17 protein-coding genes, 2 tRNA genes and 1 pseudogene are annotated in these 14,904 nt (G+C 61.6%); 9 read left to right on the top strand and 11 right to left on the bottom strand.

The genetic code is table 11. From position 1 onward, the window contains the following. Positions 1 to 94: 94 nt before the first annotated feature. Complete coding sequence (locus HAP54_RS43630) at positions 95 to 1,030, bottom strand: hypothetical protein (RefSeq protein ID WP_166297566.1); 936 nt, start codon at positions 1,028 to 1,030, stop codon at positions 95 to 97. A 293-nt stretch (positions 1,031 to 1,323) separates the two neighbouring features. Between HAP54_RS43630 and HAP54_RS43635 the strand changes: the two genes are divergently transcribed. After that, a complete protein-coding gene (locus HAP54_RS43635; protein WP_166297567.1) occupies positions 1,324 to 1,554 on the top strand; it encodes a hypothetical protein in 231 nt (76 codons plus the stop codon). Positions 1,555 to 1,605: 51 nt separating this feature from the next. Here the strand turns inward: HAP54_RS43635 and HAP54_RS43640 are convergent, their stop codons facing one another. Together HAP54_RS43640 and HAP54_RS43645 are read right to left on the bottom strand one after the other, a co-directional pair. Further along, positions 1,606 to 2,034, bottom strand: a complete 429-nt coding sequence (locus HAP54_RS43640; protein WP_166297568.1) for a universal stress protein — start codon at positions 2,032 to 2,034, stop codon at positions 1,606 to 1,608. 197 nt (positions 2,035 to 2,231) lie between these two features. Then, complete coding sequence (locus tag HAP54_RS43645) at positions 2,232 to 3,296, bottom strand: IS630 family transposase (RefSeq protein WP_166204319.1); 1,065 nt, start codon at positions 3,294 to 3,296, stop codon at positions 2,232 to 2,234. A gap of 155 nt (positions 3,297 to 3,451) precedes the next feature. Here HAP54_RS43645 and HAP54_RS43650 point away from each other — a divergent pair, with 155 nt between their 5' ends. Then, on the top strand, positions 3,452 to 3,715 hold the full coding sequence (locus HAP54_RS43650; RefSeq protein ID WP_166297569.1) for a hypothetical protein: 264 nt from the start codon (positions 3,452 to 3,454) through the stop codon (positions 3,713 to 3,715). A 78-nt stretch (positions 3,716 to 3,793) separates the two neighbouring features. Here HAP54_RS43650 and HAP54_RS43655 read toward each other — a convergent pair whose 3' ends face one another. The 3 genes from HAP54_RS43655 to HAP54_RS43670 all read right to left on the bottom strand — a co-directional run bounded on the left by HAP54_RS43655 (position 3,794) and on the right by HAP54_RS43670 (position 5,632). Beyond that, on the bottom strand, positions 3,794 to 4,294 hold the full coding sequence (locus HAP54_RS43655; RefSeq protein ID WP_224741529.1) for a Spy/CpxP family protein refolding chaperone: 501 nt from the start codon (positions 4,292 to 4,294) through the stop codon (positions 3,794 to 3,796). 261 nt (positions 4,295 to 4,555) lie between these two features. Further along, a complete protein-coding gene (locus HAP54_RS43660) occupies positions 4,556 to 4,732 on the bottom strand; it encodes a hypothetical protein (protein WP_165124350.1) in 177 nt (58 codons plus the stop codon). 666 nt (positions 4,733 to 5,398) lie between these two features. Beyond that, complete coding sequence (locus HAP54_RS43670) at positions 5,399 to 5,632, bottom strand: hypothetical protein (RefSeq protein WP_029080182.1); 234 nt, start codon at positions 5,630 to 5,632, stop codon at positions 5,399 to 5,401. A gap of 453 nt (positions 5,633 to 6,085) precedes the next feature. Between HAP54_RS43670 and HAP54_RS52680 the strand changes: the two genes are divergently transcribed. The 3 genes from HAP54_RS52680 to HAP54_RS43685 all read left to right on the top strand — a co-directional run bounded on the left by HAP54_RS52680 (position 6,086) and on the right by HAP54_RS43685 (position 9,190). Then, a complete protein-coding gene (locus tag HAP54_RS52680; RefSeq protein WP_166297570.1) occupies positions 6,086 to 6,280 on the top strand; it encodes a hypothetical protein in 195 nt (64 codons plus the stop codon). Between the two features lie 523 nt (positions 6,281 to 6,803). After that, positions 6,804 to 8,147, top strand: a complete 1,344-nt coding sequence (locus HAP54_RS43680) for an IS1380-like element ISBdi2 family transposase (protein WP_166204320.1) — start codon at positions 6,804 to 6,806, stop codon at positions 8,145 to 8,147. A 188-nt stretch (positions 8,148 to 8,335) separates the two neighbouring features. Further along, positions 8,336 to 9,190 (top strand): hypothetical protein, encoded by an 855-nt coding sequence (locus tag HAP54_RS43685; protein ID WP_029080180.1) that lies wholly within the window; start codon positions 8,336 to 8,338, stop codon positions 9,188 to 9,190. Between the two features lie 195 nt (positions 9,191 to 9,385). Here HAP54_RS43685 and HAP54_RS43690 read toward each other — a convergent pair. Then, positions 9,386 to 9,471, bottom strand: a tRNA-Tyr gene (locus HAP54_RS43690). Between the two features lie 310 nt (positions 9,472 to 9,781). Here HAP54_RS43690 and rlmB point away from each other — a divergent pair. Then, entirely contained in the window at positions 9,782 to 10,606 is an 825-nt protein-coding gene (gene rlmB, locus HAP54_RS43695; protein ID WP_166297572.1) for a 23S rRNA (guanosine(2251)-2'-O)-methyltransferase RlmB, read from the top strand. A 58-nt stretch (positions 10,607 to 10,664) separates the two neighbouring features. On the opposite strand, the gene HAP54_RS43700 is transcribed toward rlmB, so the two are convergent. The 4 genes and pseudogenes from HAP54_RS43700 to HAP54_RS43715 all read right to left on the bottom strand — a co-directional run bounded on the left by HAP54_RS43700 (position 10,665) and on the right by HAP54_RS43715 (position 12,867). Next, on the bottom strand, positions 10,665 to 11,072 hold the full coding sequence (locus HAP54_RS43700; protein ID WP_175619311.1) for a hypothetical protein: 408 nt from the start codon (positions 11,070 to 11,072) through the stop codon (positions 10,665 to 10,667). A 79-nt stretch (positions 11,073 to 11,151) separates the two neighbouring features. After that, positions 11,152 to 11,624: pseudogene (locus HAP54_RS43705) on the bottom strand (hypothetical protein). 161 nt (positions 11,625 to 11,785) lie between these two features. Further along, the gene (locus tag HAP54_RS43710) at positions 11,786 to 12,481 is read right to left on the bottom strand and encodes an urease accessory protein (RefSeq protein ID WP_166297575.1); all 696 of its coding nucleotides are present in this window, start codon (positions 12,479 to 12,481) and stop codon (positions 11,786 to 11,788) included. A 71-nt stretch (positions 12,482 to 12,552) separates the two neighbouring features. Next, entirely contained in the window at positions 12,553 to 12,867 is a 315-nt protein-coding gene (locus HAP54_RS43715) for a dienelactone hydrolase family protein (RefSeq protein WP_166297577.1), read from the bottom strand. A 149-nt stretch (positions 12,868 to 13,016) separates the two neighbouring features. Here HAP54_RS43715 and HAP54_RS43720 point away from each other — a divergent pair, with 149 nt between their 5' ends. From HAP54_RS43720 to HAP54_RS43730, 3 genes are all read left to right on the top strand, one after another. Further along, entirely contained in the window at positions 13,017 to 13,448 is a 432-nt protein-coding gene (locus HAP54_RS43720) for a hypothetical protein (RefSeq protein ID WP_166297579.1), read from the top strand. A gap of 173 nt (positions 13,449 to 13,621) precedes the next feature. Then, positions 13,622 to 13,696 (top strand) — tRNA-Thr (locus tag HAP54_RS43725). A 471-nt stretch (positions 13,697 to 14,167) separates the two neighbouring features. Next, positions 14,168 to 14,317 carry a hypothetical protein gene (locus tag HAP54_RS43730; RefSeq protein WP_166297581.1) on the top strand — a complete coding sequence of 50 codons (150 nt, stop codon included), beginning with the start codon at positions 14,168 to 14,170 and terminating at the stop codon, positions 14,315 to 14,317. Positions 14,318 to 14,904: the final 587 nt, after the last annotated feature.

The following is a 14,904-nucleotide window of genomic DNA, read 5'->3' on the forward strand; positions in this document are numbered from 1 at the left end:
CCTGCAGCCAAACGATCCGCAGTTCGTCGTCGCATACTTATGAATTACTACGGGTACGTTGCTGCCAAACCGTAAAAGCCGAGAACGAGCGATCTCACCACGCGTTGAAGTTGCTGACGAGTTGCCTGTCCAGGGACAGGCTTTCCATGCCACTGGAAAGCAAAATACCGCTTCGGTCATGGTGTCCACTCCCGGGCATGTTCCGTTTGTGGTGCAAGAAGTGACCGAACTCGTGCGCCATGACGCCAATGAATGCTTCGCCATAGTCGAACACGGGTGGATTGCCCTGGTCGACAACCACGCATACCTGCTCATCAGGCAGATACTCCCCGGCCGCCTCATTATCCTTTGCATCATAGTCGCCGACGAGAAAGCACGTAAGGTCGGCGCCGCGCCCCTTCAACGGCACGATATCCTTTCGAAAAACATCCCGCGGGATTTTGGGCGCCAGGGCTTTCTGGACCGTAATCCATGTGGCCTCGGCCGGGGTGAAAAAGATATTTGCCTGAGCCCCGAACGTCCAGTTCAGCTTGGTGAGGAACGATGGCACGTCATCCGGCGTCCATTTCGTGGCGTTGATCACTTTGCCGGATTGATCGAGGCGCTTGAGGAATTTGAACGCGACCGTGAAATCTTTGCGCGGCAGAATGGCGACATCCAACTTGATGCTTGCGTTGCCGCGGATGGCCTTAAGTTCCGGAATGCCTTTATCTTTGGGCGAGACCTTGAGGCCACGCGCAGGGCCGTCCGGCCGTGCGGTGGCATACAGCGCTGTACGCAGACGCAGCAACTGATCGTCGCGCTCCTGACCCTTTTGCTCCCTGAAGCGAAACTTGATGTATTCCTGAGCGACGCGTTCGACGTCATCGAGGCGCACATCCTCGACCAGCAACCGATTGCGATCATACGACAGGCCAACGTCCTTGCTGTCGCGGAGGCAAACCAGGTTGAAGCCTTCCCGAGGAACGATCATGAAGTTTTGCGCAGCGAACACACCAGAATTCTGCAAGAACTGAACGAAGCTCGCCATAGCTCTCCCCAACCTCAATCCACGATGGTGTCGCGCCCGGTCCATCGCGCCGGGGATAACCATCCGGGATCATTGCTGTCCGGTTGGGCGAGCATAGCGAAAATTGGCTTTGCGAGGCAATTTGTCGGCTTCGATTTTACTTGATGTCGAATTGAACCCGGGTCGATGATCTTGCGGTAATTTTTTCGGATCTTTCCTGACCGGCGACCGCGACCACGCCGAAGCCGCAACGGCGTCCTGTTGGTCACGCTGTTTCGCGGCGACCCGATCTAGCTGGCGTCGGCCTTCTCCGAATGTGGCGCGCGCTGGAACGTGATGTCGGAGACGGAATTCTTCTCGGCTACGTGTCAGCTCGGCGCATCGTCGATCCGGTGGTGAGCAAGCCGTTCACCGAGGGCCTCGCCATCCGCCCGTTCAAGCCGAAGATCCACTGCCGGATCGCGGTCCTCTCTCCCACGCATAAAGCGCCGTCGCAGATGGCGCAGGATTTCGCCAAACTGCTGCGGCGCGCATTGCGGGCGTGAACTTCGCGCTCGAGGCCCGCGCCGGCGCTTTCTATCGAGCGATCTGCGCGTTCACTGACAAACCAGCACGGGGGTCTTCGCCTGCGTCAGCACCTTGTTTGTCACGCTGCCGATCAGAACTGCGGAGAGTCCGCTACGTCCGTGCGATGACATGACAATAAGGTCGCAGCCTTTGTCCTTGGCCGCTGCGATGATGGCCTGATGCGGTTGCCCGCTCTCCGCTTGGATCGTCTCGCAGGACACACCGGCCTCCCGGGCCTCACGAGCCGCGCCATCCAGCGCGCTGGTGGCCTGTTCCTTGCGTATCGCAGCATATCCGGCGAGCACCTCACGGTACCGTGCCCCCAGCTCTGAAAGGGGCTCCAGGACAAAGATCACCGATACCTTGGCTCCGAGGGATTTCGCGAGCGCTACCCCCTGCGCGACTCCATGCTCCGCCAGTTCCGACCCATCTGTCGGAATGAGAATATGCCGGTACATGCTTCACCTCCCGATTATCTGCATGACGCATCGCTGCCTTCCGAACGAAAGCTGAGCCTTCGTTCCAGATACGGTCTTGAGATAGATCAATCTATCGCTCCGCGCACCGCGGTCCGGATCTCTGCAATTGATCCAAAGCAAGAAAACTCGGTCGATAGGAAGCGTGCACGCTTGCACCCTTGATCTAGCACCCAGAATCAGAGCTGAGTGATACGGCGGCCTTTGAAACGGCGTTGACGGACCTTTTTCTTGGTCCAGACGAAGGGCTCGGCTCTGTCGTTGTATGCGTTGACGTAGGCATCGATGTGCTCCTGAAGCTGCGTGAGGCTTGTGAAGGAGGTGCCGCTGAGCGACTGCCCCTGCAAGATCGAAAACCATACCTCGACCTGATTGAGCCAAGACGCACTTGTCGGCGTGAAATGAAATTGCACGTTGGGGTGGGCCTTGAGCCAATGCTCGTTCTTCTTGTGGGTGTTGAGGTTGTCGAGGATGACGTGAAGCTTCCGGTTCGGAAAAGCCGCGGTGACGCTGTTCATGAAGTCGAGAAACTCGACGCGGCGTCGGCGTTTTGAATGCGCCGCGATGATCTTTCCGGTGGCGACTTCGAGCGCCGCAAACAATGTTGTGGTGCCATGCCGCTTGTAATCGTGGCTCTGGCCGGTCAAGGCGCGGCCATTGGGCAACTTCAGATAACCCTGCGCTCGCTCCAAAGCCTGGATCGAGGGCTTCTCGTCCACGCACAGCACAATGGCCTTCGCGGGCGGGGCGACATAGAGGCCGACAACATCGGCGGCTTTGGCCGTAAAGTTCGGGTCGTTGCTCTCACACCAGGACTTACGAGCCGCGAGGTCAATCTTGTGGCTGCGCAGGAACCGCCAGACATATTGGACGTCAACATCGCCCAGCGCCCCGGCCAGCAGGGGCCCGGTCCAGCGTGCGAACCCGTCCGGCGGCGGCTTGTCCAGCAGCTTCAGAATCCGCTTGTCGGTGGCCTTCGTATAGATTGGCTGCTTGCCCGGTCGCGGCTTGTCTTGCAGCCCTTCAAGGCCTTGGTCGGCATAGCGATGCCGCCAAAGGCTGACAATCCGCGGCTGGACCCCAACTTCCTTGGCGATCGACCGAGTGCTGCGTCCATCCGCCGCCAACAGAACTATCCGCGCCCGCTTCAAATCGCGCTGCAACGTCACCGGGGAGCGGCAACACGCCTCAAGCACCTTGCGATCTTTCCTCGAAAGGTGGACTTCTCTTGCTTCGGGTATCATCCCGACCTTGAATCACGACTCACGCTTTAAGAACAGTAGGTACTAGATCATGGCGGACCCGGGACCTTCGCCACGACATCACGTAGGTGACGGCTCAATCCCTGCGATAATGCGCAAGCATCGGGCGATCCTCGCATCGCAAAAGGAGCACGCTGATGTGGGTGCTGATGTACGTGTTCTCCTATTCGGTCAGCCCGGCCGCTACGATCGACAAGGCCGACTGGAGGCTGCTCCCGACCGTGGTGTTCCAGGAATTCACAAGCGAGGAGCGATGCAGGGCGGCCAAGGCCACACTTGAAGGCAGCCTCAAAGAGGCGGGCGCGAAGCTAAGGAGCGGCCTGGAAGACCTGAAAAGTGTTGGCAAAGCCGACCCGGCACAGATCATCATTGCTTACAACGTGGAATGCCTTCCGAAATAACGCTCCAGATGGCGCGATCGTCCACGACGGCCGAGCTTCGGCAAAGCCGGCCATGCAGGCCCGCCTCTCGGCCTGGCTCTAATCGTCCTCGTCCTCGGGTTCGTCGTCATGCTCGATCGCATCTCGCATCCCGCGCATGACGGCGAACGATACGAAGGCCATTCTCCTCTTCTGATCATCGCTCAACGTCTTGTAGAGCGGCTCCCAGGCATCCGCGAGCTTCTTGAGATCAGTCCCGCGTTGAATGAGCCGATCCGCCCGTCGCTGCATGAGTTCAACCGGACTGCCGTCACCGAGAATCGAGCCTTTCTCGTGCAATTCGGCTATCCGCTCCAATCGGGCTTGCCGATTCTTCGCTCGCGCGCGGATGGCATCCTCGATGGCCGGCCAGTATTTCTCTTGGTCGGGCGTCAATTGCAGGGCGGCCTTGACGATGCCGACGCGCATATCCGTCAAGGCTTTCAAGTCGGCGGCGCTGGGTTGTGCTGCTCCGGCAGTCGGAGATGTCTCCGCTGCGCAGGTGAGAGACGACGTTGTGAGCAAAAGTGCAATCGCTGCGGCAGCTGTAATTCTAGTCATGACAAACTCCTGAGCTGCTTCTCATTGATGTCCCTGACAAGAAGCGCACAACCGGATCGGCCGCGGGTTGATCTAGGTCAAATGGCACGGAATCGGAAACATGGACACGCGTCGAGCCGTTCAGGAAATGCCGCGCGACTTCAGGTCAGTCCACCTCGGGCTATGACCGGCGTAACGGCGTGCTCATCCATGCGATTTTCGCCATGACGCTGCATAGCGCCACCTGGATCGCGCGGTCCGATTTGAGCAACAACGGAACGCCTAGTCGCGGTTACGTTTGGGCCGATCCAGGCGCAGCCTCTGCGCTCTCATGCGCTTTATTTCTTCGTCGAGCGCACTCATTTTCTCCTCGTGGCGTTCGTCCTTCGACTTTGGCTTATCGCTATTGCGTAACTTTTCGAGCGCTTTCTCGACCGAGAGCTTTGGGGTGTCGGCCATTGGTCCTCCGAAGCGATCCAATCGTCGTTCAATGTGGCTGGCAGCGGTGTTGCCGGGGCTGGAGTGAGCTCCCCTTTCCTCCGGCATTCGGACAACGATCTGAGTGCCACGTTACGCCTCTCCTCTGCCATCGAGTGATCGGCAACGGCTTACGTCCCGCTAGCCTCGATACCTCCTCGGCTTACTGGCAGAGGTGTTGGCGGCCATCCTCACCCCGAAAATACGTGCCGGGTGTGCAGACAAAACCCTGACCGCTGGAAGGATAGTTATAATAGCCATAAGCGCCGGCCGCAGCCGCTGCTCCCACAGCAGCGGTTCCGACCACTGCCCTTCGTGTCTGGCGACGGGCGACACCCGCGACGCTCACCGGCGTCAAAGGGCGACCGACGCGCGCTTGCGCGCTCTGGACAGAGATCGAGACACCGCTCTGCTCCGACCAGTCAAAAGACAGCAGCATGGCACACGCGAAGATGGACGTCGCTAGCGTGATCGTCTTCGAATTTGTCGGCATGGCTCTTCCTCCAATCTGCGGGTCCTACCCGGTCTGGTTTGAAAGCCAAGAACCCGGAGAGCCGTTGATCTGGATCAAGCTTTTCCAGATGCGTTCGCTGCGCGGACCCCCGGGTGGCGGAATTCGGGTCTGCGTTCTCGCCGATCTTGAAGACCTTAAAGCGGGAGCTCGCCCTGGCCGTTCGTCCAATCGATGAGATCGATCCGGAGCCCTCGCCTCAGCATCTCGGTCTCAAGATTGCTCGCATGCAGCTTCCATTCGGCCGTCGACCGGACCCGGAATTTTGGATCTTCACCAATAGCCTCGAACTCATCGTCGGCTTCGAGCGCGCCGCGAACAGCCTCGTACATCATCTTGAGGCTCGCGTCGGTGAACGCGCCGTACTCCATCGATCCTCTCCTTAAAGACTCAAACAGAGGAGCTCGCCACGACGGCGATCGCGGCGATCTTTTGCGTGCAACAAATCCAAACGCGGTCGTGCTGAAGTGCGACCGGTTCTGATCAACGAAGCGTAGCGGAGCGACGGCTGAACTATCCACCACCGCTCAACCGGATCAGTATTGATACTGGGACTGCGGGCAGACCATTTGACCGGACTGATCGTAATAGCAGCCTTGGTTTCCGTAATAGCCGTAGCTGCCATAGTATGCGCCGGCAGCGGTCGCGGCGCCGACGGCGGCAGCACCGTAACCCCAGCCAGGGCGATAGTAACCTCTGCCATATCCGGGATAACCGGCGACCGGGCGGCCGGGGCGACCTGCAATCGGCCGGCCCGGATAGCCCGGACGGCCGGCGATCGGGTGTGATGGCCGCGGGCGGCCGGCAACGCGATATCCTCCACCATGAACCCTTCCGCCAGCTATATGCATGCCACCGCCACGCATCCCGCCACCGTGAAAGCCACCTCCGCCGCCGCGGAATCCGCCGCCTCCTCCACGACGGGCATAGGCATCATCGGGAAACACGCAGACAGCAACGAGAAGCAGAACTGCCGAAGCGGCGAGGATCCAACGAAGCATGGCGCGCCCTTTCTCTAACGAACGATTTGGCGAACGACGAAGCTGCGACTCGTAGGCGCCGCGAGATTGACAGATCAACGGAATGCGATCGCGTCGGAATGAAACTCGCCCCGCCGTGGCGCTTTCGAACGTCAGGTGTTTCCCGGCTCTCGGAACCGCAAGCAATGTTCCTTTGGCACGATTTGCACTTTGGCGGCGACATGCGGCGATCGGGACGGCTTCGGGGATAGTGACGTTCTGGCCGTGATTTCTCCAACCTCCTTCGCTTTGGCCGTGTTCATGTAAAGGGCAGGATCGCCTCAGGGCGAGGATGAACGTGCTGAAAACGGATGTAACGTGTGCGAGCTGTGGCGCAGGTTTCCGCCGGCTGGAGCTATGGTCAGAGCCCGGCGCCATCGGTCGTGACGCAGACACAGCTAGCCCGTCTTATTCGTCAGAGTGCGCCTGAGAGGCTGGCGAGCGTGGTGTAAAGCGCTGATGCGGCGTAGGATTCGGTTGCAAAGCCAACCCCATCACCTCAACCGCGAACGCCAGGCCCGCCATGACCGATGATACGATTCTGCCCTTCTCGTTTCCAGCCGTTCACGCCAAGAAAGTCACAGCTGCCTTCGATGGCGGTCGGCTGACCTCGAACGGGGGCGTGATGCTTCTGGCGATGGCCGAGCGGCGTCTCGGCTTGGCCGACAATTTGGCCCGGGTGTTCCCGGATCGGCGCGATCCGACGCGGGTCGTGCACAGCCTTGTCGATATGTTCCGCGCGCGCATGTTCGCGATCTGCTGCGGCTACGAGGACGCCGACGACCTCGATCATCTGCGGTCCGATCCCGCATTCAAGCTGGCCTGCGGACGGCTGCCGGACACGGGTCGCGATCTGTGTTCCCAACCGACGCTGTCGCGGCTGGAGAATGCTCCGCGCCTGCGCGACGTGATCCGACTGACCTACACTTTGGTCGACGCATGGATGGATAGCTACCCGCGCGAGCCGGCATCCGTCACGCTCGACATCGATGATACCTGCGATGTCGTCCACGGCCATCAGCAGCTCTCGCTGTTCAACGCTCATTATGACGAACGCTGCTTCCTGCCGATCCACGTCTACGACACGGAGAAGAGCCGGCCCGTGGCGGTCGTGTTGCGGCCCGGCAAGACGCCGGGCGGCGTCGAGGTGCGTGCCCATCTGCGCCGCCTGATACGGCATATCCGGACGCGGTGGCACAACACGCGAATTACGTTCCGTGGCGACGGGCACTATGCCCGGCCGGAGGCAATGGCGTGGTGCGAGACCAACGGCATCGACTACATCTTCGGTCTGTCCGGCACCAAGCCGCTCGCCAGAAAACTCGACGAGGCCGCCGACGACATCCGCACGCGACGCGCCATCGAGAACCTGCCGGTTCTGCGTGGCTATACCGAGACGCGCCACAAGGCCAAGTCCTGGGATCGCGAACGGCGTACCGTCGCCCGTATTGAGGCGACGATGCTCGGCCTCGACATCCGTTTCGTCGTCACCAGCCTCGATGTCGGCTCGGCCGAGTGGATCTACGACAGCCTGTATTGCGCGCGCGGCCAAGCCGAGAATCTGATCAAGCTGCATAAGACACAGCTCGCCTCCGATCGCACCAGCTGCCGTTCGGCGCTCGCCAATCAAGTCCGCCTCGTTCTCCACACCGCCGCTTATTGGCTGATGCTGACCGTGCGCGACGCGATTCCCAAAGCCCGGGAATTGGCCACAGCCGAGTTCGCGACGCTGCGTCTTCGTCTCTTGAAACTCGCTGCCCGTGTGGTCGAGACCACGAGCCGCATTCGCCTTGCGTTTGCCGCGGCATGTCCCGAAGCCGACCTGATCCGCGGCTTGCCAGGCGCGCTGCTGCCGCTCGGTCCTTGACCGGCGGGGCGTCCGCCCCCCGTTCGCCCAACCCATCCCTCAAGCGCGTTGCAAAGTACGGGTCGTCAGGCGGTGAAAAGCCGAAGGCAATCCCGCGCGCCTCGTCAGAGCAGATGTGCGGCCACATCAATCGGACTAAAAAAAGCACTCTCACGAATAGGACGGGCTAGGCTGGAGAGGATGCCAAGATGATCACGATTCCTCAACTGACCGCGCAAGCCCTTGGCTCATTTCTTGCCAAGGAAACTGAAGGCCGATTCCGCTCCTCACATTCCGATTTGACCAAGCTGCTGCCCTTTGCCGCCAGGCTGACACTGGAGTGCATCGGTAACAGCGATGCACTCTATCACGATATCGAACACACCATGCTGGTGACCCTGGTCGGGAACGATATCTTGGCCGGAAGGGCGCTGCAGCGAACCACCACGGCCGACGACTACGCGAACTTCATTCTGGCCTGCCTTGCCCACGACATCGGATACGTCCGCGGCATCGTCGAGGGCGACGAGGATGACGCGTATGTCGCGGACCTCAGCGGCCGCACCGTCCAGTTACCGGTTGGATCGTCCGACGCCGCGCTTGCGCCCTACCATGTCGACCGCTCAAAGCTGTTTGTGATTGAGCGGTTCGATGCCGTGGAGGAAGTCGATGCGGCCCGAATTGCCCGGGCAATCGAGTACACCCGCTTCCCCTATGCGACGACACCAAACATCGACACGGACGATCTCAACGAGGAGGAAGGGTTACTGTTGCGCGCCGCCGATCTGATCGGCCAACTCGGCGACCCCCATTACATGCGAAAGTCAAATGCGCTTTTCCACGAGTTCGAGGAAATCGGGCTGAACAAGAAGCTCGGCTACGCGACACCCGCCGATATCGTCTATAAATTCCCGCAGTTTTACTGGACCAATGTCGCACCACAGATCCAGCTTGCGATCCGCTATCTTAATGTGACGTCCAGCGGTCGCCAATGGATCGCCAACCTTCACAGCAACGTCTTCCGGGCTGAACGCGAGGTAAATCTGTCCGGCCCCCAGAGATAATCCCCTTTCCTGGCAGACGATGACGTCTGAGCGCGATTGGTCGGGCTCGTCTGCTGCCCACATCGGACAACGCCACAGCTTCGCGGATACAGCCCGCCTTCGCCCTTTGGGCTTCGGCGTGGCAGCCTTCGCTCACTTCGCTACGATGGAGTTTTGCTGGCTTGCCCAGCCGTAGCTCGCGAAGCGAGCGAAGGCTGGTGGGGGAGGCAGGACTCGAACCTGCGAAGCCATGAGGCGGCTGATTTACAGTCAGCTCCCTTTGCCACTCGGGACACTCCCCCGTCCAACAGCATCAGAACCGGCCGCGCGAGTGGCGGCGGACCGGGTCATCGAAATGACGCTGATAACCGGCCGACCCGAAGCGGGTGCGCGGTCGGGCGCGTTTATGGGCGAAGGCGGTCCCCAAAGTCAACCAAGCCGGCCGCCTATTTGGCATACTTTTGCGGGCTGGCGAGATCTCTGTTCCAAATCGGCAAATGCGGGGGCTAGATTCTTGTTTTTGACGCGTTTTCTTCACGCGAACCGGTCCCCACTTCGCTCGAAAACGCTGTGTAAATTGCCAATATTCGGGAGCCGTGACACAAGCCTCACATGAGTGATCGCGACCGCAAACCCAATTTCCGAGGCAAGGGCGGTAAACCCTTCCAAAAAGGGCCAAAATTCGCCCGTCCGCCGGCCTGGCGGGACCGAGAATCCGGTTCCGACGGGCCGGTGATTCTGTATGGCTGGCACACGGTGGCGGCGGCCTTGGCCAACCCGGACCGCCAGATCCGCAAGCTTTACCTCACCGAGAACGCGGCAAGACGGCTCGCCGAGGAAAACATCGCGACCCGCGTCACCCCGGAGATCGTCCGTCCCGGCGACATCGACCGGCGCCTCACCCCGGATGCCGTGCATCAGGGTCTGCTGGCTGAGGCCGATCCCCTGCCCTCGCCCGATATCGACACGCTGGCGCTGGAGGGCATCGTGCTGGTGCTCGACCAGATCACCGACCCGCACAATGTCGGCGCTATCCTGCGCTCGGCCGCGGCATTCGCGGTCAAGGCGATCGTCACCACCGCCCGCCACAGCCCGGAGGCGACGGGCGTGCTGGCGAAATCCGCCTCCGGCGCGCTCGAGCTGGTGCCTGTTGTCACCGTGCAGAATCTGGCGCGCGCGCTGAACGAATTGAACGAGCGCGGCTTCCAGACCGTCGGCCTCGACAGCGAGGGCTCGGAGGATCTCGGCAAGGTTCAGCTGCAGGCGCCGCTCGCGCTGGTGCTCGGCGCCGAAGGCAAGGGCTTGCGGCAATTGACGCGCGAGACCTGCCGCGTCGTCGCCCGCCTCGACATGCCCGGCGAGATCAAGAGCCTCAACGTCTCGAACGCCGCCGTGCTCGCGCTCTATATCGGCGCCAGCCGGCTCGGGCTGATGTAATAGCAACGCCCGCTCGCGAGACGCGAACGGGCGCTGATGTCTTCGACAGATCGTCGGATCAGTAGTAGCGGCGCAGCACGCGGTGGCCGTAGTGATAGCCATAGTGCGACGACCGGTAGTGATGACGGTAGCCGTAGTGCCGGTAGCCGTAGTGGCGATAGCCATAGCCGTACGGGCGACCATAGCCCTCGCGATAATACGGACGCGGCGCCCAATTGCCCGGACCGGTGTAGGTCGGGCCCTGGTTGACGTAATAGTACTGCTGCGCCGCGCTGGGATAGGCGGCATCCGGGTCGGGCAGACGTTCGACCGCGCCGTAACCGCCATAGCCATAGCCGCCGCAACCGCCGCAGCCGTAATTCACGACTGGCGCGGAATAGCCGCAAGGGTTGAAGCCGCACGCCATTGCGGGCGCGGTCACCATGACGGCCACGGCCGCAATCAGTCCTTTGATCATTTGACGCATTACTCTCTCCTGTGGGTCTCGTTGTCGTCGCGTCGCTCTTGATGGCTATGATGGGCCCCCTGCTTGAGGGGCTCCCGATTTAGGGGCCTCTTGGTCGCAGTGGCCGCGGCACCGGTCCCGGAAGCCGCTGCGGCCCGTTGAACTGCGGCGCGTAGATCACCGGCGGCGGATCGACCGGCACATTGGATTGCGCCGGCAGCGGCGCGGAATGCGCCGACCATGATTCATGATAGCTCGCGGCCGGCTGCGGCAGGCCCGGTTGGCCGGCGGCTCGATCTCGAGGCGGCCGTAACCCGGCATGCGGCCGAGGCTCGGATAATAGTGGCCGACATTCGGCACCGGATCGATCGGGCGGCCGCCATAGACGGTCGGCACCATCGAGTCGTTGCGGGCAAGGCCCATCGCGCTTTCGATCACCGCGTAGGAGGCGTCGACACCGTTGATGATGATGGGCACGCCCGGGCGCACGGGCACGACAATGTCGAAGCCGCCCCCGGCCAGCGCCGTCGAGGTCATCGCAGCCAATATCGCCAGCGCAAGACTTACGCGCATGTCACCCAGCGTCCCGAATTGTTCGATCCGCAGCCTAATCCAAGCCCTTGGCGGAAGGGTTAAGGACGCGGGCCAAACTTCCGGTAAGCCTAACGCGTAAGCATCGGCATCCGCTCAATGCGGCGATGCGGGATCAGAAATCGTTAACGGCCGCTGGCGGATCAGGTGAACGCATTCTCGACGATCGAATGGATCCCGATCGCGATCGTGACCGCGCCGACCGCGATTTGCAGCCCGCGATTGGCCCAGGTCAGCCAGCGCGCCGAGGCCGCGAGCGGCACCGCGATCACGCTCGACAGCACGCCCATGCCGATCATCGAGCCGACGCCGAACAGCGCGACATAGCCAAGCCCGATCACCGGGTTTGGGGCCTGCGACACCGTCAGTACCAGGAGCGCCGCGGAGCCCGCCATGCCGTGCATCAGGCCGACCAGGAGCGTGCGCCAGCGGAAACCGTGCGCGTGGCTGTGTGCGGCGCGGGCATGCGGCAAGATTTCGCCGGCGTGGCTGTGGGCGTGGAAATGCGCAGTGCCGTCGCCATGCGAATGGGTGTGGAAGTGCACGCGGTCGCGCCACAGCCGCCACCACAGATGCGCGCCGAGGCCGACCAGCATGACGCCGACCGCGGTCTCGATCGGCTGCGCGACCGTCTCGGGGATCGCCCGCCCGAGCAGGATCGCGGCACCGGCAAAGATGAACAATGTCAACGCGTGGCCGAGGCCCCAGGTCAGGCCGTGCTTGACGATGTCGCCGACATGGGTCCGGCGTGCCGCGATGCTCGAAACGGCTGCGATGTGATCGGGCTCCAGCGCGTGCTGCATGCCGAGCAGAAAGCCAAGACTCAAGATTCCGAACATCGATCCCCCGCGCCCGCGCCGTCACTGCAGATCAAACACCACATCGCTGATCTTGTCAGGCCAGCACCTGGTCAAACAAGCACTTCGTCAAACAGGCCTTGCATCGCCGCCCAGGAGCGGCGGTCGGCCCGCGCATCGTAGAGTGCCGATTTCATGATCGAGCCGTCGGCGGTCGGGTTGGTGAAGCCGTGCAGCGTGTTGCCGTAGCTGATCACCTGCCAGTCGGCAACCTTGCCGGCACGCATCTCGTTCTCGAAGGCCACCACCTGATCGGGCGGCGTCAGCGGATCGTCGGCCCCGGTCAGCACAAGCTCGGCGTCGTTGAAGGCGAGATAGCCACGCAGAGAGGCGTCGCCGCCAGCATAATCGACGTCGCGTGTGTGCATGCAGTGCTCGTCAAAGGCTGCGTGATCCGGAACGCATCATGCGCGAGCATTGCGGAACTTCACACTGGTTTGAACGCAGGGCAAGGCTGCGCCGGAACAGGCGCCGTGCAGCGAGATTAGCCCCTCACGACGACAAGAGGAGATATCGCATGACACAACTGAAGATCCTTGGACGCTTCCTTGGCGCAGCAGCCCTGCTCGCATCGGTCGTGGCGAGCCCCGCGATGGCGCAACAGACCATCGGCACCACCGCCCGCTGCTCGAATGCCTGGCCGGACGCCCGATGCGAGAGGATGGCGCCTGGCACCACCGCCACCACCACTCGCGACCGCACCTATCGGCGAGATCGCGACTGGCAGGGCAGCTACAATCGGTATGACCCCGGGCCTGCCGACGTCGCGGCCGGTGTGGTCGGCGGCGCGGTCGGCACGGCGGCTGCGATCGCCACCGCCCCGTTTGGCGGTCCGGAATACGCCCGCACCCCGATCGGCGGCGAGGAATATGCCCGGCAGAACGGCTTCGTCTGCACCCCCGGCACCTGGTTCCGCGGCAGCGACGGCCTCCGGCATCCCTGCCAGTAGCTCACGCAAGCCGCTGACGGCGCAAAAGGCGGCCTGCGGGCCGCCTTTTCCGTGCCCCTCCGCTCGAAGCGAAGGGATCGGTTCTGGCCTTCAGGTTCTGGACAATCGGTTCTTCAGGTTCTGGCCCTGGCGCACCAAGTCTGCTATGCGAGCGCGCAAATCATTCCCATTTCGCCGGCTTAGCTCAGCGGTAGAGCAGCAGTTTTGTAAACTGAAGGTCGGGGGTTCAATCCCCTCAGCCGGCACCATTGGTTTGGCCGACATTCCGCTCTTATCCATTGGGGTGGACGAGATCGCCCGTGCGGCCTTTGGCGGTCCACCAGGACCGCCAATCAATCCGGCTGGCCGGTCATCACCGGGCTTCCAGCCGATGGGGCTCCCCGGCCTTCCACGACGCTATCGACAAACTCTCATGTCGGATTTCCGGGTTCAGATGGCGAAACACCGTATTTCCCCGGAATCCTAAAAGCCTGTTGAAAACTTTAATCTAACTGTTGCCGGGGCTAGCTTTTCATCCCAAACAAATTTTCAGACTAAACCGGCAAGGGGCCGCGCGTGGAGCGGCCCCTTTCGATTCTCCCAAGATGAGTAGCGAAGGTGGATCGTCCGTCCTTCTACTCTTTATCGCTGATGGTCTGGGTCTTGGCGGCCGCCCTGAGTGCGCTTGTGGCAGCCCACCATTGAAAGGCCGCCAACTGAGGCGGCCGGAGAGGCTTCAAATGCAACCGAAGGTCAAAGAGCGTATCTGCCCGGCCTGCAAAGGAACGGGCTTCCCGCCGGTTGAGCAGCCTGTTCACCCGGGCCACAAAATCTATCCGGTCAAATGCAAGACCTGCGACGGCAAGGGCAAGATTCCGGAGGACAAATGAGGCGGCCTTATTCCTGCGTCGGATAGAGCTCCTTCTTTCGAGCCTCCATCTCCCCAATCAAATCGAGGGCCGCTTCGGCTGCGCGCGCGTCTTGAATCCGGATCGCAGTGGTCCTTGCGCGCCTCACGTGCTGTATCTCCGCGTCGATCGCATTTGTCGCACATTGAACTGAACCAGCCCTCACTCGTCCCAGGTTCGTTCGCCGCACGTCCTGCTCTCAAACATGCGAACGTGTTTCCCGGTGCGAACGTTCAGCATGGTCCGGACCAAATCCTGTGGCTTGCCGCACCGACAGGCTTTGACCGGCTGCAGTTCGATCTCTTGGATTTTCTGCGCATTGCGCTCATGGACTTGCCCTCCAGCGAGGCGAATCCTTAAGTTACAAAGTGAACACTTGTTCCTGGAGCGAATGGCAGAATCCAGAACGGGCATGGAACGTTTTCGAAGTGGCGCTTCCTAACTCCGCTCACCTCATTGCGGGCGCTTCATCCGAGAAAGAGCCACGCAACGCTTGCGATCAGGGCCACGAAAGACACCGCCGCTGCGCAGACAAAGGCAGCCTCGATGCCGTCAATTGGGTGGTGGTT

Origin of the sequence: Bradyrhizobium sp. 2S1, from assembly GCF_011516625.5 — a bacterium.
Taxonomy (GTDB): Bacteria; Pseudomonadota; Alphaproteobacteria; order Rhizobiales; family Xanthobacteraceae; genus Bradyrhizobium; species Bradyrhizobium septentrionale.